Raw genomic sequence first — 18,747 nt, 5'->3', positions numbered from 1 at the left:
TGCGAGTGGGTACGGCGTCAGCCGGTACGACGGCCCGCGCGAACGGCGCACCGACGCATGCGTCGGGGCCGGACAGCGCCGGGCGATCAGCTCAGCGGTGCCGGTGGCCGGTGTCCTTGGAACGCACTGCCTGGAGCGCGATACGACGATAGTCGTCGATGAATGAGACGCCGTGCGTCATCGGGTCCTCCTCGGGTGTCCACGCCCTGGGGTACGTCCCGACGGCCGAAGTATCCTGGCTTCCGGATCGACGCTCTCCCCCGGCCTTCCAACCGCAGACACACGGCCGTGACTCACGAGGGGGGATCGCTCCCCGGTGACAGTGGCGGGACCGCGTCGGATTCGCACCGACTTCCTTCACTGCCGTCAGGCCGCGAATGCTGCCACACCGCCGCGCCGCCGGTCAACGCCGGTCCGACCCCGCCGGGCGGACGGGACTCATCGAGATTCAACGATTAATACGAGCGCGACTCCGCGCGACGGAATGCCTCAGATCAATGTGCGACGTCCTTTGCTCTGCTTACCTATGTGCACCAGACACGGAGCGTCACCGGCGCCTATAGGTAAGCAGAGCAAAGGTGGCCGGACGAGTCCTGACCTGCGCCGATCCTCCGGCAGGGCGGTGCCGGCCGACACCCTCACCTAGGATCGGCGAACGCCACACCAGTGTCCGCGATCAATCTCGGAGGTCGATCATCATGGTCGCCCCGCAGTTCCATCACCTGGCGGGCCGTGTCTGGCAGTATCCGGGCGATCCCGACCCGGAGGCGGTCCAGGCCGGTGTCGCCGTCGTCGCCGACGAACGCGGCAGTGTGATGATCGACGCCGGGCAGAGCCCCGCGCACGCCCGCGAGATCCAGGCCGCGCTGGCCGCCGCCGGGCTTCCGGAGCCGCGCTGGCTGGTCTACACCCACCATCACTGGGACCACGTGTGGGGCGCCTGCGCCTGGCCCGGCGTGGAGATCGTCGGGCACGAGACGGCCGTGGCGCTGCTGCGCGCCGAGGCCGCCCGGCCGTGGAGCCACCCCTACCTGCAGGAGCAGATACGCGCCGATGCCCGCCTCCGCCCGAGCTTCTCAGCCCGCGCACGCGCGATGGCGTCCTGGGAAGACTTCGCCATCCTGCCGCCGACCCGCACCTTCGCCGACCTGGACGAGCTGCCGGTCGGGGTCGAGCTACGCCACGTCGGCGGCGGGAGCCGATGACGCTCGAGCAGGCCCGCTCGGCCGTCGAGGGCGCCTGATCCAGGCGGCAAACGCTCTCCGGCACCGGGTGCGGGCACCTGACGCCGTGACCCTTCAGAACGATGAGGCCCCGGCCACCAGCGTCCGTGCCGCATCCGTCCACCAGTAGAGGACCTCCCGGCCTGACCGGCGCTTCTGGAGCAAACCGGCATCCGTCAGCACGCGCAGGTGACCACCGACGGTACCGAGCGGCAGCCCGGTCGCGGCGACCACGGCCGTGGTGCTGACCGGCTCAGCCGCCTGCACCAGAATCGTGCTCCGCGCGTTCCCGAGCAGGCGGCGCAGTGGATCCGGGGTGGTGAGAGCCGCCTCGGCGAAGATTCCCGTCACCGGATAGACGATCCCGAAGCGGTCGGGCAACCTCCAGGAGATCCAGCCTCCCCGGCAGTGGGCCGCGAAGAACGTCAGCGTCCCGCCGCGCACGTCGGACGGTGGGTAGGGCCGCTCCTCGACCTGCAGCCGGCCGTTGCCCAGCCAGCGCGTGCCGGGCCTCATGTCGTTGAGGACCCCGGACCATCCGTCCCGGCCCAGCCGGGAGATCCGGGACACCACGTCGGCGCGCAGCACCGACTGCCGGCGCGGCCAATCCGCCTCAATGGTGTGGTGCCAGACCCAGCGCAGGAGAGCGGCCGTCCGGCTCGCCAACCCCGAACCGCGCAGTTCCGCAGCCAGCGGAGAACGTACGTGGGCCAGATCGGCACGGATCCGGTCATCCGGCAGCGATTCCAGCTCCACGAGTTCGTCGTCCAGCGTCATGTCCGGACGGGCGGGCGGCACCGTCAGGAAGTCGGCCATCCAGGAGGACGATATGGCGTGCGCCAGAATGGCCCGGGTCACCGGGTCACCGTCGAGATAGCCCCGGAAGGCATCGACGTGCTGGTCCCGCCAGACCCGATGCCACGGAAGCGGCTGAGCCCGGCGCAGGATATTCAGCGCCCCCAACGTCTCGGTGAGCTGCGAGGTGCCGAAACGCGCCCGCGCCATCACTTCGGCGTCGACCAGGAACACCGCCACGTTTCGCCTCCAGTCGAAACTCTAGGGAGGTGCCGCAGGATGTCGCAAGCTCCTGGCCATGCACAGCGACACCCAACCAGGCGACCCGACGACAGTGAGCACGCGGAACTTCAACGCCCTGTGGGCCGGTGCCGCCATCACCAACCTGGCTGACGGCGTCGTCAAGCTGACAGTGCCTCTGGTGGCCGTCTCGATGACGGACTCCCCTGCGCTGGTCGCCGGTGCCACCCTGGCCAACACCCTGCCCTGGTTGCTGTTCGCACTGCCCGCCGGTGCCCTCGCCGACCGGGTGGACCACCGGCGCCTGATCATGACGATGGCCGCCGCGCGCGCCCTGGTCCTCGCCGTGCTCGTGGGCGCCGTCCTCGTGGACGCCCTCCCGCTGGCCGGCCTGTACGCGGGTGCGCTGCTCCTCGGCACCGCCGAGGTGTTCGCCGACACCACCCGGATGTCGGTCGTGCCGATGGTCATACCCCGCAGTCGCATGGAATCCGCGTTCGCGAAATTGACAGCGACCGAGACCGCGGCCAACGAGTTCATCGGGCCCCCGCTGGGTGGTCTGCTCGCCGCCGCCGGACTGGCCGTGGCACTCGGTGCCGGCGGCGTTGGTTACGCAGGCGCACTACTCGCACTGGCAGTCATGACCGGTCACTACCGCAGCAGCGGTCACCCCGGACCGAGGGCGAAGCTTCCGGGCCTCCGCGTCGACATCCGCGAGGGCATCCGGTACGTGTGGCAGGCAAGAATTCTGCGGTCCCTGCTGCTGGTGGCCGGTGCGGCGAGCGGGTGCTGGGCGGCCTGGATGGCGGTCATCGCCGTCTACGCGATCGCACCCGGACCGATGAACCTGAGCCACGCGGAATACGGCCTGCTGATCGGAGCCCTGGGGGTGGGCGGCGTGGTGGGAGCCTCCGCCGCACCCTTTCTCACCCGCCGCCTCGGACGGCGGGTCGTCCTCGCCGCGTCGATGGCGAGCTTCGCCGTCCTGCTGGTAACACCGGCCATCACCTCGTCCCCCCGGCTGGTCGCCGCGGCGACCGTCCTGGGCGGCGCCGGCTCCGGCGCGTGGAACGTCACCTACAGCTCGCTGCGCGCACTCGTCGTGCCCGACGAGATGATGGGGCGCTACAGCGGGGTCAGCCGCCTGACCAGTTGGGGTTCCATGCCGCTCGGGGCCCTGGCCGCCGGCCTCACCGCCGAACTGGTCAGCGTCAGAGCGGTCTTCTGGGGCGGAGCAGCTCTCTGCGTCCTGGTGCTCACCGTGACGGTACGAACTGTCACCTCACCCGAATTCCGACTGGTGCAGGCCCGCGCTACCGCTCTCCACGAACCCGCGCCGGCCCAGCCGCACTGACCTGGCCTCAGCGGGCATGGCGCTCCGGGTGGGCCCGGCTCCAGGTCCGCATCCGTTCCGGGTAGCCGGTGCGCGCCGCCTCGTACAGCGGCACCGCGTGCTTGCGGGCGATGGACCCGGCCGCGCGCGGCGTTCCGGTACGGCGGCGGATCCACTCGCCGTCGTGCGCGATCGCCACCACAGTGGTGTCCGTCGCGGTCGTCTCCGGCTCCAGGTAGAACTCCACCCCGCGCCGGGTGGCCACGAACGCCTCCAGCGCCGCGAGGTCGTCGCGGGTCGCCTCCCGGTCCAGCTTCGTCGGGGTCGCCTCGGCACCCCGTGACCGGCGGTTGAACCAGCTCATGCCCGCCCCTCTCCTCGACGTCCCTCCAGTGCAGCACCGGTTCCTGGCAATACGCTGCACGCCGGATGGGAGAGAGCTGACCCACGTCGGGAAATCCCCGTGGAACCCGCGGCGGGTGGGCGGTGTCATGAGTGTGATCCGAACGGAGGCTCCCCTGGACGACGAGGCGCTCGTCACCCGCGCTCGGGCAGGTGACCTGGAGGCGTACAACCTCCTGGTCGCCCGGCACACCGCGTCCGCGTACCGGACCGCGGTGCTGCTCGGCGCGGGCTCGGACTCCGAGGACGTCATCCAGGAGGCGTTTGTGAAGGCGTACCGGAAGCTGTCCCGATACCGGGGTGACGCGTCCTTCCGGTCGTGGCTGCTCGCGATCGTCGCCAACGAGACCCGCAACCTGCACCGCTCCCGTGGCCGGCGCGACGGGCTCGTGCTGCGGGCGGCGGCAGCGGACCCGACGTCCGAGATCGCCGAGGACGATGCGGTCGGCGGGGTCCTCGCCGGTGAGCGCCGGGCGTCGCTGGTACAGGCGCTGCGACAACTGCCGGTACGGGACCGTGAGGTGATCGTCTGCCGGTTCTTCCTCGATCTCACCGAGGAGGAGACGGTGTCGGCTCTGGGCTGGCCCCGGGGCACTGTGAAGTCGCGTACGTCCCGGGCGCTGGCGAAGCTCCGTGGCCTGCTCGACAGTGCGGAGGTCCGGCATGGGTGACCTCGAACGGGAACTGCGCGACCTGTCCACCTGGCTGGACACCCCCGATCCGCCCGACGTGACCGCCCGCGTCCGCGTACGGCTCGGCACGCCGTCGCCCCGGCGGCGCCGGTGGCGGTCGCTCGCCGCGGTGGCGCTCGTCGCCCTGCTGGTGGCGGTGTTGCCGCCGACGCGGGCCGCGATCGCCGACGCCGTCACGGGGCTGCTGCGCTTCGCCGGGGTCAGCATCGCCACCTCGCCCGCCCCGACGCCGCCCGCCGGCACCGCGTCGCCGTTGCCCGGGCAGCGGACCGTCGCCCTGGACGAGGCCCAACGGTCGGTACGGTTCCCGATCCGCCTGCCGGCGATGCTGGGCACGCCCGAACAGGTGCTGGTCGCCGACCCCGACGCCACGGGCCGGTACCGGGTGGCGACGCTGCTCTACGACGGGGGCGCGCTGCGCGTCGACGCGTTCGACGGTCACCTCGACCTGGCCTTCCACAAGGAGGTCAGCCCGCCGGGCGCGAACTGGGTCCAGGTCAACGGCGACTTCGCCGTCTGGGTCGACGGCCCGCACGCGTTGTCCTACGTGGACCGGGCGGGCGAGATCCGCCGGGAGACCGCCCGACTGGCCGGCTCGACCCTGATCTGGCAGGACGACGACGTGAGCTACCGGATTGAGGGCACCCTCACCAAGGCCGAGGCGATCGAGATCGCGCGCTCACTGGGCTAGGAACCCGGCGGGCGTGGGCGGTGTCGGAAGGGTGGACGAGTCGTCGACGCGTACCGGAAGGGGTGAGATGGTTTCCTGGGGCAGGTTGACGCTGGCATCCTCGGTGGTCCTGCTGGCGGGGTGCACGACCACGACCAGCGGAGCGGCGCCAACGGCGGGTGCGGCCACCACGGCGAGCACCGCGACCGCCTGCGCGGCGCGGGTCGAGACGGGGTCCCTGCCGGACTGGGCGGACGCCGGGTTCAGCGGGGACGCGCGGGTTCCGCACGTCTTCGGCGCGAAGGGTGACATCGTGGCGGTGCTGTTCGCCCATCCGCTGCGGCAGGTCCGGACGGACGGGTCGAACAACAAGATCCTCTGGGTGGCCCGCGCCGCCACGACCTCGCCCGACCCGACCGCGCCGGCAACCCTGGTGATCACCGCGAGACTGGACGGCACGGACACCCGGGTGATCCGGGAGGTCGCCGGTGGCCCCGGTCCGTCGATCATCGACCTGCCGCAGGCCGGTTGCTGGCGCCTCGACCTGCGCTGGTCCGGGCACACCGACACGATGGACCTGGTCTACGCCCCCTGAGCCAGTGCCCCGGCCGGCTAGGCTGCCCGACGTGCTGGAGGACATGCGGACGGCGGCCCGCAACAACGCCGAATGGTGCGACATCGTCTGCGGCAGCCAAGGGCTGGTCGGCCGTACCGACGCCGACGCCTGGTCGGTCCCCCACCGTTCGCCACAGTGGTACCCGGACGCGGTCACAGTGCGGCCGGGCGTCGACGCCGAGGCCCTGCTGGCCCGGATCGACGCGGGGCCCGGCGCGTCGGTGAAGGACAGCTTCGCCGACCTCGACCTGTCCGGGTACGGGTTCCGGGTGCTCTTCGACGCCCAGTGGATCCACCGGCCAACGTCGGCACCGCCTGTGGACACGCCGCTGACCCCGGTCACCACACCCGACGAGTTGGTGGCCTGGGCGGCGGCCCACGGCGGTGGAGAGCTGTTCCGCCCCGCGCTCCTGGCCGACCCCCGCGTACGGGTGCTCGCCCGCCACGACGACCGGGGTGTGATCACCGGAGGAGCGGTGCTCAGCGGCGACGGCCCGTACGGCGTCTCCAACCTGTTCACCCGCACCGACAACTCCCGGGACGTCTGGCGCGCGGTGTCTGCCACGATGCCCAACGCGCCGCTGGTCGGCTACGAAACCACAGCGGACCTGACGTCGGCGCTGTCCGCTGGCTTCACCACCACCGGCCCTCTCCGCGTCTGGCTGCACGCCTAGCGCTCTGGCCACTGGCTCCGCGCACGGACAGCTATGCTGGGCGGCATCGGCACCGATCCGGCCATCACCGGGGAGCCTCCGGAAGAACGGGCAGTTCGACCGCCTCAGTAGAACCGGACGTCGCGGCACGTCACGTCGTGAAATTGAGCGGCGCCCGCACCATCGAGGCGCAAGCGGGGTGGTACCGCGGAGTCCTGGCCATACGCCCGGCGCTTCGTCCCCGCGTGGGCAGTGAGCAGATGCCCGCGCGAGCGGACGTGGAGTGTAGGGAGAACGTCGGTGCCGGACGGTCCGTCGAAGTCGCCATTCGTGCCACTACCCACCAAGATCGATCTTGGTGGGATGGACCGTGCGGTCATCGAGTGGTGGCAGGCAAACAACGTGTTCAACCGGAGTCTGGAGCAGACTGCCGACGGTCCGCCGTGGGTGTTCTACGAGGGTCCGCCGACCGCCAACGGCACGCCGGGCACCCACCACATCGAGGCGAGGGTCTTCAAGGACCTGTTCCCCCGGTACCGGACGATGCGGGGCTTCTCGGTGCCACGCCGTGCCGGGTGGGACTGCCACGGCCTGCCCGTTGAGCTCGCGGTGGAGAAGGAACTGGGGCTCAGCGGCAAGCCCGACATCGAGAAGATGGGCGTCGCGGAGTTCAACGCCCTGTGCCGCACCTCGGTGCTGCGGCACGTGGACGAGTTCGTCCAGCTCAGCGAGCGGATGGGTTACTGGATCGACCTGGAGCACCCGTACCAGACCATGTCCCCGGAGTACGTGGACAGCGTCTGGTGGTCACTGAAGCAGATCCACGACGGCGGGCGACTGGTGGAGGACTTCCGGGTCGCTCCGTACTGCACCCGCGACGGCACGACCCTGTCCGACCACGAGGTGGCGCAGGGGTACGAGACCGTCACCGACCCCTCCGTGTACGTGCGGTTTCCGTTGCGCGGGGAAGTGGCCGGTCACAGCGGTGTCGACCTGCTGATCTGGACCACCACCCCGTGGACCCTGGTATCCAACACCGCCGTCGCCGTACACCCCACTGTGACGTACGCCCTGGCCCGCACCGAGCGGGGCACGTTCGTCGTCGCCGAACCGCTGACCCGGCGGGTCCTCGGCGAGGAGGCGGAGATCCTGGCGACCGTACCGGGGTCGGCCCTTGAGGGTCTGCGGTACGAGCGGCCGTTCGACCTGGTGGACATCCCGGACGCGCACCGGGTGGTCCTCGCGGAGTACGTGACGACCGAGGACGGCACCGGCCTGGTGCACCAGGCGCCGGCCTTCGGCGCGGACGACCTCGCGGTCTGCCGCGCGTACGGGTTGCCGCTGGTGAACCCGGTCGCCCCGAACGGGAGGTTCAACGACGGCATCGACCTGGTCGGTGGGGTGTTCTTCAAGGACGCCGACGCGTTGCTCATCGACCGCCTCAATAGGTCTGGTCGGTTGTTCCGGCACGAGCCGTTCGAGCACCCCTACCCGCACTGCTGGCGGTGCCACACCCCGCTGATGTACTACGCGCAGCCGTCCTGGTACATCCGGACGACCGAGGTCCGCGACGAGCTGACGCGGGAGAACGAGAACACCAACTGGTTCCCGGAGCACATCAAACACGGCCGCTACGGCGACTGGCTGAAGAACAACATCGACTGGGCGGTGTCCCGCTCCCGGTACTGGGGTACCCCGCTGCCGCTCTGGCGATGCCCGGACAACCACATCACGGCTGTTGGTTCCCGTACCGAGCTCGGGGAGCTGGCCGGCGCCGACCTGTCCGAGCTGGATCCGCACCGCCCGTACGTCGACGAGATCACCTTCGCCTGCCCGGACTGCGGCCAGGTCGCCGCCCGCGTCCCCGAAGTGATCGACGCCTGGTACGACTCCGGGGCGATGCCGTTCGCGTCGTTGGGCTACCCCCACGTGCCGGGCAGCAGGGAGATCTTCGAGCGCACCTACCCGGCCCAGTACATCTGCGAGGCGATCGATCAGACGCGGGGGTGGTTCTACACGCTGATGGCGGTGGGCACGCTGGTCTTCGACCGGTCCCCGTACGAGAACGTCGTCTGCCTCGGACACATCCTGGCCGAGGACGGCCGCAAGATGAGCAAACACCTGGGCAACATCCTGCTGCCGATCCCGTTGATGGACACCCACGGCGCCGACGCGGTGCGCTGGTTCATGGCCTGCTCCGGCTCACCGTGGTCGCCGCGCCGGATCGGGCCCGGCCCACTCGACGAGATCGTCCGCAAGGTGTTGATGACCTACTGGAACACCGCGGCGTTCTTCTCCCTGTACGCGGCGAACTCGACGTGGGCGCCGCACCTGGCGCAGCCGGTCGCCCAGCGACCGGTGTTGGACCGGTGGATCGTCGGCGAGGTCCACGACCTCGCGGCCGCCGTCGACGAACGGATGCAGAACTACGACACGGCGCGCGCCGGCCGACTGCTCGCCGACTTCATCGACGACCTGTCGAACTGGTACGTACGGCGGTCGCGGCAGCGTTTCTGGGAGGGCGATCCCAACGCCCTCACCACCCTGTACGAGTGCCTCGACATCCTCACGCGGCTACTGGCGCCGTTCATTCCCTTCGTCACGGAGGAGGTGTGGCAGCAGGTCGTCCGGCGCGGTGCCGAGTCGGCCCCCGAGTCGGTGCACCTGGCGACCTGGCCCACACCCGACACGACAGTGATCAGCACGGAGTTGTCGTCCCAGGTGGCCACGGCGCGGGCATTGGCCGAGGCGGGCCGGTCCGCGCGTAAGGCGAGCGGCCTGCGGATCCGCCAGCCGTTGAGCCGGGCGCTCGTGGGTCTGCCGGCCGGCACCGTCCTCCCGCAGGCGTTGCTGGACGACATCGGCGACGAGTTGAACGTCAAGGTCCTCCAGCCGCTCGATGCCCAGAGCGGGGTCATCGACGTGCAGGTCAAGGCGAACTTCCGGACCCTGGGCCGCCGGTTCGGCAACCGTACCCAGCACGTCGCGAAGGCAATCGCCGGCGTGACCCCCCGGGACCTGGTCGACGGCGTCCGGGCGAACGGGACGTACCCACTGTCGGTCGACGGCGCGCAGGTCGAGGTGGGCCTGGACGACATCCTGATCACGGAGGTGCCGCGCACCGGTTGGGTAGTGGAGTCCCAGCGCGGCGCGACGATCGCGTTGGACACCGAGATCACCCCCGAACTGGCGGCCGAGGGCGTCGCACGGGACGTCGTCCGCATCATCCAGCAGGCCCGCCGCGACGCCGACTTCGAGGTCTCCGACCGGATCACGGTGTCGATCGCCGCCCCCGCGGACGTCGCGGCGGCGCTCTCCACGCATCAGAAGCTCATCGCGCACGAGACCCTCGCGCTCCAACTGACGGTCGTGGACACGTTGTCGGAGGGGTTCCCCGGCACCGTGGGCGACGGTCAGGACATCGTCGTGCACGTCGTGCGGGCCTGAGCGGGCGACCGTAACCGGCGCGGGTGCGCGGCGCAGTCGGCCGCGCACCCGCTACCGCCCGGCGGCGAGGTGGGTCAGTTCTTAACCACCGACGGAGCGGTCTCAGCGGAGTGCGGCGGACGCAGCACCGGCACCAGCAGCAGGGTCGGCAGCAGCAACAGCGGCACCGCCAGCAGCGCGCGTAGGGTGCCGACCTCGTCGCCGACCAGCCCCAGCAACGGCGGGCCACCGAGGAACGCGGTGTAGCCGATCACCGCGACCACGCTCACCCGCACCGCCGCGTGCGCCTCGTCGTCGGCCGCCGCGCTCATCCCGACGGGGAAGCCCAGCGACGCACCCAGGCCCCACAGCGCGACGCCGATGACGGCCACCGGCCCGGAGCCCGCCAGCACGGCCAGGCCGGCGCCGACCACGGCAAGGCCGATGGTGCCGCTGAGCACCGGCACCCGACCCCACCGGTCCAACGCGATGGTGCCGACAGTGCGGCCGACGGTCATGCCGACCACGAAGACCGCGAAGACCGCCGCGCCGGCGGCCTCGCTCAAATCCCGTCCATCAATGAACGCCACGGCCAGCCAGTCGTTGGCGGCACCCTCGGTGAACGCCGCCACCAGCACGAACAGGCCGATCAGCAGGGTGCGCGGCTCCCGCCAGGCGGCGAGTTGCGCTCGGCGACGGGCGGCCGGGGTGGCGTCCGCCGGGTCGCCGGTGTGGTCGCTGCCCACGGGCAGGAACTTCCGGGCGGCGAGCGCGGTGCCGGCCAACACGACCACCGCCACCGCGACGAGATGCGCGCCGACCGACACGTCGAACCGGGCCGCCCCGGCGCCGAGCGCCGCTCCGGCCACCGAACCGAGGCTCCACCCGGCGTGGAACCGGGGCATGATCGTGCGGCCCAGCCGCCGTTCCACCGCCGCGCCCTCGACGTTCATCGCCACGTCGCAGGCGCCGGAGCCGTAGCCGAGGGCGACCAGTCCCAGGGCGACGATGGCGAACGACCCGGTCATCGTGGCGCCCAACCCCGCCACGGTCAGGCCGACCGCGACCAGGACGGTGGCCATCGTGACGGTGCGGGCGGCACCGAACCGCTGGGCGAGCAGGCCGGAGGTGGGCATGGCGAGCAGCGCGCCGACGCTCATCGCCAGCAACAGCAACCCGAGTCGGCCGGCGGAGAGGTCCAACGCCTCCCGGACGGCCGGGACGCGGGAGAACCAACTGCCGACGGCCAGCCCGTTGAGGGTGAAGGTGACGGCGACGCCGTTGCGGGCGAGCCGCACCGCCCGCAGGGTCGGCGAGGCGTTGTCCGGGGCTACGGGTCGACTGGTGGGGGCGCTCACGAGGGTGGGTCCTCTTTCTCGGGGTGATCTCCTGGCACGATCGCACACCTGAGAGCGCTACCACCACAACCGGGAACCGCCCCTTACCGCTGCTGGTCCGGCCGGGGCATGATGTGAGCAGGCGTTGGTCCGACCGGACGGGCCGCCGCGGGAGGCGACGATGACGACAGCGGCACACCGACCGGCCACTCTCGAGGACGTGGCCCGGGTCGCCGGGGTGTCCCGGTCCACGGCGTCGCGGGTGATCGCCGGCACCGGGTTCGCCTCGCCGGCCGCCCGGAGACAGGTCACGGCAGCCGTCGACCAGCTCGGCTACGTGCCCAATCCGGCTGCCCGGGCGCTGGTCCGCGGCGGCGGCGTACGCCTGGTCGTGGCCGTCCAGGGGACCAGCGCGGCGGTGCTGGACGATCCGTACGTGCACCAGGTGGTCGGCTCGGCCGCCCGGGTGTGCACGCCCGCCGGTGTCGGGGTGGCGCTGTACTGGCTGCCGTTCGGCGACCCCCGCAGCCTCGACCAACTCGACGGGGATCGCAGCGTGTGCGGGGTGATCCTGGTCAACACGACCGAGGAACTGCTGGAGGCGGTGCCCCGGTCGCTACGCGGTCGGGTGGTCTCGATCGGCGTCGGCTCGGCGACAGTGCCGTCATTCGACGTCGACAACGCCGCCGGCTCCGAGGAGGTGCTGCGCCATCTGTACGCCTCGGGTCGGCGCCGGATCGCCATGGTGACCGGCCCCCGCTGGCTGCCCTGCGCGCAACGCCCGGTGCGGACGTACCGCCGGCTCATGGCCGAGGCTGGCCTACCGGAGCGGATACTGCCCGGGGACTTCCGGGCGGCCCGCGGCCGTACCGCGGCCGGCGAGGCGCTCAACCGCTGGCCGGACATCGACGCGATCTACGCGATCAGCGACGACACCGCGCTCGGCGTGATCGCGGGCCTGCGGGACGCCGGTGCGCGGGTGCCCGGCGACGTCGCGGTGGCCGGCTTCGACGACATTCCGTTGGCCGGGATGACCGCCCCGGCGCTGACCACGGCGAGTCATCCGGTGGGGCGGATCGCCGTCGCCGCGGCCACCGCCCTGCTGGATGGGCGCCCGGCGGCTCCGGTGACCCTCTTCCCGTCCGCCCTGGTGGCGCGGGCCAGCGCCTGAGTCGACGCTCGATCGAGCACGCCGACGGTTAACCCCGCACGGGCCGGGTAACCGCGTTGGACCTTTCGTCCACCGCGAGGAGCGCCGAACCGTGTCCGACTCCGCGCCGTCGCACTGGGACCCGGCGCCGAGCCCCCGGGACGGCCGGTTGACCGCCCGCCGCCACCCGCCGGTGGCGCCGGGCCGCACCGGGCTGGTGCCGATGGCCGGCCCCGATGGCGGCCGGCTGGCCCTGGGGTACGCCCCAGAGCCCGCCAGCGACGGTTCGGCCTACCGGTTGGTGCTGCTCCTGCACGGTGCGGGCGGCTCGGCGCGACAGGGGCTGGACCTGCTCTTGCCGGTCGCGGACGCGCAGCACCTGCTGCTGGTCGCCCCGGACTCGTCAGCGGCCAGTTGGGACCTGATCGCCGGCGGCTTCGGGGCGGACGTGGGGCGCATCGACGGGCTGTTGGCGACCGTCTTCGACACCTACCCAGTGGCCGACGTGACGGTCGGCGGCTTCTCCGACGGCGCCTCGTACGCGCTGTCGCTGGGCCTGGGGAACGGGGATCTGGTCGACGCGGTGCTGGCCTTCTCCCCCGGTTTCGCCGCGCCACCGGTCACCCACGGTCGGCCACGGATCTTCATCTCGCACGGCGTCGACGACCGGGTGTTGCCCATCGACGTGTGTAGCCGTCGCCTCGTTCCCCACCTTCACGACCTCGGCTATGACGTGACCTACCAGGAGTTCCCCGGCGGCCACGAGATCCCCGCACCGATCCGCGATTCCGCCATCGTCTGGCTCACCGCCCATCCCCCACGGGCAGGGAACCACAGTTGAGCGGTGTGGACGTCAGACCGGCGGAAGGCCCAGGGCGTCGTCGACGCGGGCGAGGACGGCGGCGTCGTCCTCCGGGTTGACGCCGCGCAGTAGGTCGATGGCCGTGGCCCGGACCTGACCGATGATCATCACTAGGGGCAGGGTCTGCGTGGGACCGAAGAGCTGCCCGGCGGCGTGTACCGCTGCCAACGCCGACTCGTCGGCCCGGGTGGCGTGTCGGTCGGCGGTCTCCTCCTGCCCGTTCAGGTCGGCGGCGAGGGCGGCACCGGCCTGACGGACCGCCTCGGCCAGTGACCGCAGGGCGGCGCCCAGCTCAGGCGGGGCCGCAGTGTGCAGCCGGCTGAGGGTCACGCCCGCACGGGCCAGCACCCGGACGTTACGGACCGCGTAGTCGATCTGGCGGATCGACTCGTCCACCGAACGCAGCCGACCGATGTGCCGACGTCGACGGACGTTGAGCCGCAGCGCCTCACCGGCGGCCAGCACACCGTCGCGCAGTCCGTCCACCCGGGCGTCCATCCCCCGCGCCTGCCGCAGCGCGGCGACCGCCGCCGGCTCGTCGCGGTCGTCCAACGCGTCGGCGATCCCGCCGAGCAGCCCGGCCAACTCGTCGAAGGTCCGCCGCACCTCGGCGACCAGCGGCGCGAGGGGATGCCGGGCGTCGACCAGCAGGCTGGCCGCGAGGGCGACCGCGCCGCCGACCAGCGCGTCGACGAAGCGGAACGGCACCAACGAGCCGTCCGGCGGTGCGACCACCACCAGGTAGAGCGCGGAGACCGCCGCCTGCACCAGCGTCACGCCGGTGGCGCCGAAGGCCACCGCGAGGAGGACTGTGAGCAGGATGACGGTGAACACCGTCCAGGTGCTGCCCGGGCCGAGCGCCTGCACCACCAGGTCCGCGACGAGCACCCCGGCGGCGACCCCGAGGACGACCTCGACGGCCCGGCGGATGCGCTGCCCCCGGGCCTGCCCGAGGACGATCAGCGCGGCGGCTGGCGCGAAGAAGGGCTGCGGGTGCCCGAGCAACCGGGTCGCCAGCAGCCAGGCCACGGTCGCCGCGACGGTCGCTTCCAGCACCGGCCGCCAGCCGTGCCGCAACCGCCCGCCGGCCGTCCGCAGGCCGCTGAACCGCACCATCGCCCAACCTCCCCCACCCACCCACCCACGCCGCCCGGCCCGCCGCCACGGCCCCGACCCCGACCCCGACCCCGACCCCGACCCCGGCCCCGGCCCCGGCCCCGGCCCCGGCCCCGGCCCCGGCCCCGGCCCCAGCTCACCACACCCGCCACCAGCTCACGCCGGCACACCGCCAGCTCACCGCAGCACCCTGTCCGCTCGCCCTTTGGAGCTGATGCCGTAGACGAATCAGGCGCGATGTCGTAAGCGGTTCAGCTCCAAAGGGCCGGCCCACGACACCATGCCGGCGGCCCACGGCATCTCGGGGCGATCGTCTCCCATCACGCGGCGGACCTGATCACCGGGCTGCTCGCGACCCGGCCGGGTGCCAGCGCGCAGACGGGCCCACACCCAGCCAGGCCCGCACACCGTCGGGTCCGCACGCAGCCGGGCCCACACACCGTCAGGCCCACACCGTCAGGCCTGACGGCCCGCTCGCCGACCGGCGCCGGCCGGGTCAGCTTCCGGTGAGGGCGCGTAGCAGCGTACGGACGGCGGCGCTCAGGTCGGCCCGGCTGGCCGCGGTGCCGGGCGGTGGGGCGCTGAGCGCGCCCGCGCCGGCCAGCCGGTCGAAGAGCAGCCCGTCCACGAACGCCACGAACTGGTCGCCCTGCCGGTCGGGGTCGGTGGCCCCGGCCCGGGTCAGCAGGTCCCGGGCCTGCACCCGCAGGCCGGTGCCGTGTTGCAGGATGCCGCGCAGCTCGGGCCGGTGCACCGCCTCCAGCAGGCAGGCGTAGCGGGCGAGGCTTCGGCTGCGTCCGGTGCTCAGCCAGCGGTCGAGCACCTCGGCGACACCGCCCGCGAGGGCGTCGAGGTCGCCGCTGTCGAGCCGGGGGGCAGGCGTCGGGGGTGGCGGGCCGGTCGGCAGGTCGTACGCGGCCAGGTCGGCCCGGTCCCGCTCGGCGAGCCGTCCGACGACTGCCTCGATCAGCGCCTGTCGGGTCCGCAGGTACGCCGAGGTGGTGCCCGGCGGCATTCCGGCGCGGCCGTCGACCGCCCGGTGGGTCAGGGCTCGCATGCCACCGTCGGCGATCAGTTCGATGGCCGCGTCGGTCAGTGTCGCGATCCGGTTCTCCCGCGCCGTCATGGCACTCCTCCCTTCTGGTGGTCCGGAGGTAGTATCACTCTTCTACAGGTGTAGAAGGAGGATCGACATGGACGACTCACACGCGGTGGTGGTGGGCGCCGGCATCGGCGGGTTGAGCGCGGCGCTCGCCCTGCACCGGCAGGGGTGGCGGGTCACCGTGCTGGAGCGCGCCCCCGAAATGCGCGAGGTCGGCGCCGGCCTGAGCCTGATGGCCAACGCCGTACGCGCGCTGGACGCCCTCGGCCTCGGCCCGGCCCTGCGCCGGGGTGGACACGGTGAGGCACCCGGTGGGATCCGCGACCGGCACGGGCGATGGTTGTCCCGGGTGGACGCCTCGGAGATGATCCGGCAGCTGGGCACCACGGCGCTCGGCGTGCACCGGGCCACGCTGCACCGCATCCTGCGCGAGGCCCTGCCGGCGTCGTCCCTGCACACAAACGCCGTGGTGGAGCACGTCGAACCCGGCCCGGACCACGCCGAGGTGCGCTACCAGGGGCCGGACGGCCCCCACACTCTCACCGCCGATCTGGTGGTCGGTGCCGACGGCCTGCGTAGCCGGGTGCGCGCCCAGCTCTGGCCGCACCACCCCGGCCCGGTGTACGCCGGATCGACGACGTGGCGGGCGGCAATCGCCTTTCCCGATCCGATCCCGGCCGCCATCACCTGGGGGCCGGGAGCCGAGTTCGGCATGGTGCCGATCGGCGACGGTCAGCTCTACTGGTACGGCGCGCTGAACGCCCCGCCCGGCGGCCACGCCCCCGACGAGTTGGCAGCCGTGCGGGAGCGCTTCGGCGACTGGCACGACCCCATCCCGGCGCTTCTCGCGGCAACCCCACTCGACGTCGTGCTGCGCAACGACATCAACTACCTGGCCGAGCCGCTGCCCTCGTACGTCCGGGGCCGGGTGGCGCTGCTCGGCGACGCCGCCCACCCGATGACACCCAACCTCGGGCAGGGCGCCGGGCAGGCCATCGAGGACGCGGTGGTGCTCGGAACGGTCTGCGCCAGCGGCGCCAAGGGAGTGCCCGCCGCCCTGGCCGCGTACGACGAGCAGCGTCGACCACGCAGTCAGTCCATTGCCCGCGCCTCCTACGTCGCCGGCCGGTTCGGACAGCAGCTGCACAACCCGATTGCCCTCACGATGCGGACCATCGCGTTGCGGCTCACCCCGGGCCGGGTCGCCCTGCGCAGCATGGCCCGTTACGCGGACTGGCGACCACCGGCGGGCTGAGCTGGCCCAGCGATCCGGCCGGTGGCCAGGGCGGCGTACTCCGCCGAGGCGAGGAACTCGGTCAACACCTCCACGGTGCCCGGCGTCCACTGACGACCGTCGAGCACCTCGGCACCGGGGACGAAGAGCATCGCCGCGCCCTCGCCGAGCACCACGTCCTCCTGCCGGGCCCTGGTGCTGCCGAGGAAGTAGTGCTTCTCGCGGGCCAGCTCGGGCAGCGATTGCACGGCGACCGGTTGCAGTGGACCGTCGGCGCGCAGGCCGGTCTCCTCCAACAACTCCCGCTCGGCGGTCTGCTCCGGCGTCTCCCCCGGCTCGCCGTGGCCGCCGGGCAGCCCCCACACGTTCGGGTGGTGCGTCGCGTCGCCGTCGCGCAGTTGCAACAGCAGCTGCCCGTCGGGATCTACCAGCAGGACGCACGCGACAATTCTCATCGGACCAGACTACGGCCGACGAGGAACCATCGTTGCCCCAAAGCTCCAGAATAGTCATTCGGGTCCTCGTGGGGGCCAATCAAAGACGACAGCGCGCCGGTACAATCGGCGACTTCGTTGTGACCGATCGCTGACTGCTGATAGTGAAAGCGATCACACACACTGACCCCATGAACAGGAGAGTCAACCGCGGTAGGGCACTCCGCGTCGCGGTGTGCCTCGTTCTTCTCGCCGCGCTGAGCGGCTGCATGCAGCTCAACATGGGGTTGACCGTCAACGCCGACGACACGGTCGACGGGCAGCTCCTCCTGACGGCCCAGAAGTCCGTGCTGAGCGGTCGTAACAAGAACCTGCCGGTCGCCTTCGCCGAGCTGCGGCAGAACATCCCCGCCCTACCGGCGGGCGAGGAAACCCTTTACCAGGACGACACTTTCTACGGTTCCCAGATCAGTTACCGCAAGGCGCCGCTGGCCGGTTTCGACACCGAGAGCGTGAAACTGGTCAGGGATGGCGATCTCTACCGCTTCACGCTGCCGCTGGATCCGAAGAAATATGGCGGAAAGGTTGCGGAGCAGAATCCGCAAAACCAACAGGCGTTCCTCAAGCTCATGTCGTTCGAGATCTCGGTGACATTTCCCGGACGGGTGATCGACAGCAATGGCACCGTCAACGGCCGTTCGGTCAGTTGGAAGGTCGATCCCAACCAGGAGAAGCCAGCCGAACTGCGGGCGGTGGCCGAGGCGCCACCTCGACCGTCCACCTCGCCGGTTGCCGCCGGCGAGGAGGACGACGGCGAATTCCCCTGGCTGCTCGTCGTCGGCGGTGTCCTCCTCCTGCTGCTGCTCGCCGCGGTGGGCGTACTCCTGGTGCGCCGCCGTCACCCCGCGGCGCCGGTGGCGCCCGGTCCGACCCCGCCGCCGGGCCCGCCCGCCGGCGCCCCGGGGCCTGGCTGATCCATCTGGTGGCCGGCTCAGCCGGCCACGCCCGGCTCCGGCCGCCCCCGGAAACGACGGCGACCGGCCCCGGTGCTCCCCGTGGGGGGCATCGGACCTCACCACCACCACATCCCGGTCGCACCATCGCAGAAGGGGGATCGTCATGAACGATCTCTTCACCTGGGCAGCCCTGGGGACCATCGCCGGCGCGAGCGCCGCCACCCTGCTGGCCACCAACGTCATCGGCGGGCTGATCGGCCCGAGCGGCGACAAACTCCGCAAGTGGATCGCCATCGCCATCGCGCTGCTGCTGTCCTACCTGACAGCGGCGTTCGCCGACGACGCCGGCGCCGAGAAGTGGATCATCGCGTTCTTCAACGCGCTGGTCATCTTCTCCGCCGCGCTCGGCGTCAACCAGTTCCCGCCCGGCAACCGACAGGCGACGCCGACCCAGGTCGCGAGCGGTCGTGAGCCCCGAGTCTTCCGTTCCTGGGTCTGAGGGGTGTC

Annotated in this window: 19 protein-coding genes and 1 riboswitch; of the genes, 12 read left to right on the top strand and 7 right to left on the bottom strand. The window is 71.8% G+C overall.

What is annotated here, in order from left to right:
- Window positions 1-228: 228 nt before the first annotated feature.
- A riboswitch (cobalamin riboswitch) is annotated at window positions 229-358 on the bottom strand.
- 340 nt (window positions 359-698) lie between these two features.
- The gene (locus OG992_RS04135) at window positions 699-1,205 is read left to right on the top strand and encodes an MBL fold metallo-hydrolase (RefSeq protein WP_266302408.1); all 507 of its coding nucleotides are present in this window, start codon (window positions 699-701) and stop codon (window positions 1,203-1,205) included.
- A 93-nt stretch (window positions 1,206-1,298) separates the two neighbouring features.
- On the opposite strand, the gene OG992_RS04130 is transcribed toward OG992_RS04135, so the two are convergent.
- Window positions 1,299-2,258: a helix-turn-helix transcriptional regulator gene (locus OG992_RS04130; RefSeq protein ID WP_238686166.1), complete on the bottom strand. Its 960-nt coding sequence runs from the start codon at window positions 2,256-2,258 to the stop codon at window positions 1,299-1,301.
- Window positions 2,259-2,316: 58 nt separating this feature from the next.
- Between OG992_RS04130 and OG992_RS04125 the strand changes: the two genes are divergently transcribed.
- Entirely contained in the window at window positions 2,317-3,612 is a 1,296-nt protein-coding gene (locus OG992_RS04125; RefSeq protein ID WP_266302407.1) for an MFS transporter, read from the top strand.
- Window positions 3,613-3,619: 7 nt separating this feature from the next.
- Here the strand turns inward: OG992_RS04125 and OG992_RS04120 are convergent, their stop codons facing one another.
- A complete protein-coding gene (locus OG992_RS04120; protein WP_124859681.1) occupies window positions 3,620-3,955 on the bottom strand; it encodes a hypothetical protein in 336 nt (111 codons plus the stop codon).
- Between the two features lie 127 nt (window positions 3,956-4,082).
- Here OG992_RS04120 and OG992_RS04115 point away from each other — a divergent pair, with 127 nt between their 5' ends.
- Both OG992_RS04115 and OG992_RS04110 read left to right on the top strand, forming a co-directional pair.
- Complete coding sequence (locus OG992_RS04115; protein ID WP_266302406.1) at window positions 4,083-4,664, top strand: RNA polymerase sigma factor; 582 nt, start codon at window positions 4,083-4,085, stop codon at window positions 4,662-4,664.
- Entirely contained in the window at window positions 4,657-5,376 is a 720-nt protein-coding gene (locus tag OG992_RS04110) for a hypothetical protein (RefSeq protein WP_266302405.1), read from the top strand. Before OG992_RS04115 ends, OG992_RS04110 begins: the two co-directional genes overlap by 8 nt.
- Here OG992_RS04110 and OG992_RS04105 read toward each other — a convergent pair.
- A complete protein-coding gene (locus OG992_RS04105; protein WP_266302404.1) occupies window positions 5,365-5,667 on the bottom strand; it encodes a hypothetical protein in 303 nt (100 codons plus the stop codon). The genes OG992_RS04110 and OG992_RS04105 overlap by 12 nt on opposite strands.
- 1 nt (window position 5,668) lies before the next feature.
- Here OG992_RS04105 and OG992_RS04100 point away from each other — a divergent pair, with 1 nt between their 5' ends.
- The 3 genes from OG992_RS04100 to ileS all read left to right on the top strand — a co-directional run bounded on the left by OG992_RS04100 (window position 5,669) and on the right by ileS (window position 10,070).
- Window positions 5,669-5,950: a hypothetical protein gene (locus OG992_RS04100; protein ID WP_238686162.1), complete on the top strand. Its 282-nt coding sequence runs from the start codon at window positions 5,669-5,671 to the stop codon at window positions 5,948-5,950.
- Between the two features lie 31 nt (window positions 5,951-5,981).
- Complete coding sequence (locus tag OG992_RS04095) at window positions 5,982-6,644, top strand: hypothetical protein (protein ID WP_266302403.1); 663 nt, start codon at window positions 5,982-5,984, stop codon at window positions 6,642-6,644.
- Window positions 6,645-6,923: 279 nt separating this feature from the next.
- The gene (gene ileS / locus OG992_RS04090; protein ID WP_266302402.1) at window positions 6,924-10,070 is read left to right on the top strand and encodes an isoleucine--tRNA ligase; all 3,147 of its coding nucleotides are present in this window, start codon (window positions 6,924-6,926) and stop codon (window positions 10,068-10,070) included.
- A gap of 74 nt (window positions 10,071-10,144) precedes the next feature.
- On the opposite strand, the gene OG992_RS04085 is transcribed toward ileS, so the two are convergent.
- Window positions 10,145-11,407 (bottom strand): MFS transporter, encoded by a 1,263-nt coding sequence (locus OG992_RS04085; RefSeq protein WP_266302401.1) that lies wholly within the window; start codon window positions 11,405-11,407, stop codon window positions 10,145-10,147.
- A gap of 160 nt (window positions 11,408-11,567) precedes the next feature.
- On the opposite strand from OG992_RS04085, the gene OG992_RS04080 reads away from it, so the two are divergent.
- Together OG992_RS04080 and OG992_RS04075 are read left to right on the top strand one after the other, a co-directional pair.
- Window positions 11,568-12,557: a LacI family DNA-binding transcriptional regulator gene (locus OG992_RS04080; RefSeq protein ID WP_266302400.1), complete on the top strand. Its 990-nt coding sequence runs from the start codon at window positions 11,568-11,570 to the stop codon at window positions 12,555-12,557.
- A gap of 91 nt (window positions 12,558-12,648) precedes the next feature.
- The gene (locus OG992_RS04075) at window positions 12,649-13,377 is read left to right on the top strand and encodes an alpha/beta hydrolase (protein ID WP_266302399.1); all 729 of its coding nucleotides are present in this window, start codon (window positions 12,649-12,651) and stop codon (window positions 13,375-13,377) included.
- Window positions 13,378-13,389: 12 nt separating this feature from the next.
- On the opposite strand, the gene OG992_RS04070 is transcribed toward OG992_RS04075, so the two are convergent.
- Window positions 13,390-14,514, bottom strand: a complete 1,125-nt coding sequence (locus OG992_RS04070; protein WP_266302398.1) for an aromatic acid exporter family protein — start codon at window positions 14,512-14,514, stop codon at window positions 13,390-13,392.
- Window positions 14,515-15,010: 496 nt separating this feature from the next.
- On the bottom strand, window positions 15,011-15,640 hold the full coding sequence (locus OG992_RS04065) for a TetR/AcrR family transcriptional regulator (RefSeq protein WP_238686155.1): 630 nt from the start codon (window positions 15,638-15,640) through the stop codon (window positions 15,011-15,013).
- A gap of 67 nt (window positions 15,641-15,707) precedes the next feature.
- On the opposite strand from OG992_RS04065, the gene OG992_RS04060 reads away from it, so the two are divergent.
- On the top strand, window positions 15,708-16,871 hold the full coding sequence (locus OG992_RS04060; RefSeq protein ID WP_266302397.1) for an FAD-dependent oxidoreductase: 1,164 nt from the start codon (window positions 15,708-15,710) through the stop codon (window positions 16,869-16,871).
- Here the strand turns inward: OG992_RS04060 and OG992_RS04055 are convergent.
- Complete coding sequence (locus tag OG992_RS04055) at window positions 16,841-17,305, bottom strand: NUDIX domain-containing protein (protein ID WP_266302396.1); 465 nt, start codon at window positions 17,303-17,305, stop codon at window positions 16,841-16,843. The genes OG992_RS04060 and OG992_RS04055 overlap by 31 nt on opposite strands.
- 248 nt (window positions 17,306-17,553) lie before the next feature.
- Between OG992_RS04055 and OG992_RS04050 the strand changes: the two genes are divergently transcribed.
- Together OG992_RS04050 and OG992_RS04045 are read left to right on the top strand one after the other, a co-directional pair.
- Window positions 17,554-18,258 carry a DUF3153 domain-containing protein gene (locus OG992_RS04050; RefSeq protein WP_266302395.1) on the top strand — a complete coding sequence of 235 codons (705 nt, stop codon included), beginning with the start codon at window positions 17,554-17,556 and terminating at the stop codon, window positions 18,256-18,258.
- Window positions 18,259-18,403: 145 nt separating this feature from the next.
- The gene (locus OG992_RS04045; protein WP_210787143.1) at window positions 18,404-18,739 is read left to right on the top strand and encodes a hypothetical protein; all 336 of its coding nucleotides are present in this window, start codon (window positions 18,404-18,406) and stop codon (window positions 18,737-18,739) included.
- The last annotated feature ends 8 nt before the right edge of the window (window positions 18,740-18,747 follow it).

It is taken from the genome of Micromonospora sp. NBC_00362 (assembly GCF_026342155.1).
Lineage (GTDB): Bacteria > Actinomycetota > Actinomycetes > Mycobacteriales > Micromonosporaceae > Micromonospora > Micromonospora hortensis.
Note: the sequence above shows the minus strand (reverse complement) of the source record. Positions and strands in the feature narration are given on the sequence as shown.

Bases quoted from the DNA above. Each gene is read 5' to 3' on its own strand.
- OG992_RS04135 (WP_266302408.1), top strand. From the start codon at position 699: ATGGTCGCCCCGCAGTTCCATCACCTGGCGGGCCGTGTCTGGCAGTAT.
- OG992_RS04125 (WP_266302407.1), top strand. From the start codon at position 2,317: ATGCACAGCGACACCCAACCAGGCGACCCGACGACAGTGAGCACGCGG.
- OG992_RS04120 (WP_124859681.1), bottom strand. From the start codon at position 3,955: ATGAGCTGGTTCAACCGCCGGTCACGGGGTGCCGAGGCGACCCCGACG.
- OG992_RS04115 (WP_266302406.1), top strand. From the start codon at position 4,083: ATGAGTGTGATCCGAACGGAGGCTCCCCTGGACGACGAGGCGCTCGTC.
- OG992_RS04110 (WP_266302405.1), top strand. From the start codon at position 4,657: ATGGGTGACCTCGAACGGGAACTGCGCGACCTGTCCACCTGGCTGGAC.
- OG992_RS04105 (WP_266302404.1), bottom strand. From the start codon at position 5,667: ATGTCACCCTTCGCGCCGAAGACGTGCGGAACCCGCGCGTCCCCGCTG.
- OG992_RS04080 (WP_266302400.1), top strand. From the start codon at position 11,568: ATGACGACAGCGGCACACCGACCGGCCACTCTCGAGGACGTGGCCCGG.
- OG992_RS04070 (WP_266302398.1), bottom strand. From the start codon at position 14,514: ATGGTGCGGTTCAGCGGCCTGCGGACGGCCGGCGGGCGGTTGCGGCAC.
- OG992_RS04065 (WP_238686155.1), bottom strand. From the start codon at position 15,640: ATGACGGCGCGGGAGAACCGGATCGCGACACTGACCGACGCGGCCATC.
- OG992_RS04060 (WP_266302397.1), top strand. From the start codon at position 15,708: ATGGACGACTCACACGCGGTGGTGGTGGGCGCCGGCATCGGCGGGTTG.
- OG992_RS04055 (WP_266302396.1), bottom strand. From the start codon at position 17,305: ATGAGAATTGTCGCGTGCGTCCTGCTGGTAGATCCCGACGGGCAGCTG.
- OG992_RS04050 (WP_266302395.1), top strand. From the start codon at position 17,554: ATGCAGCTCAACATGGGGTTGACCGTCAACGCCGACGACACGGTCGAC.
- OG992_RS04045 (WP_210787143.1), top strand. From the start codon at position 18,404: ATGAACGATCTCTTCACCTGGGCAGCCCTGGGGACCATCGCCGGCGCG.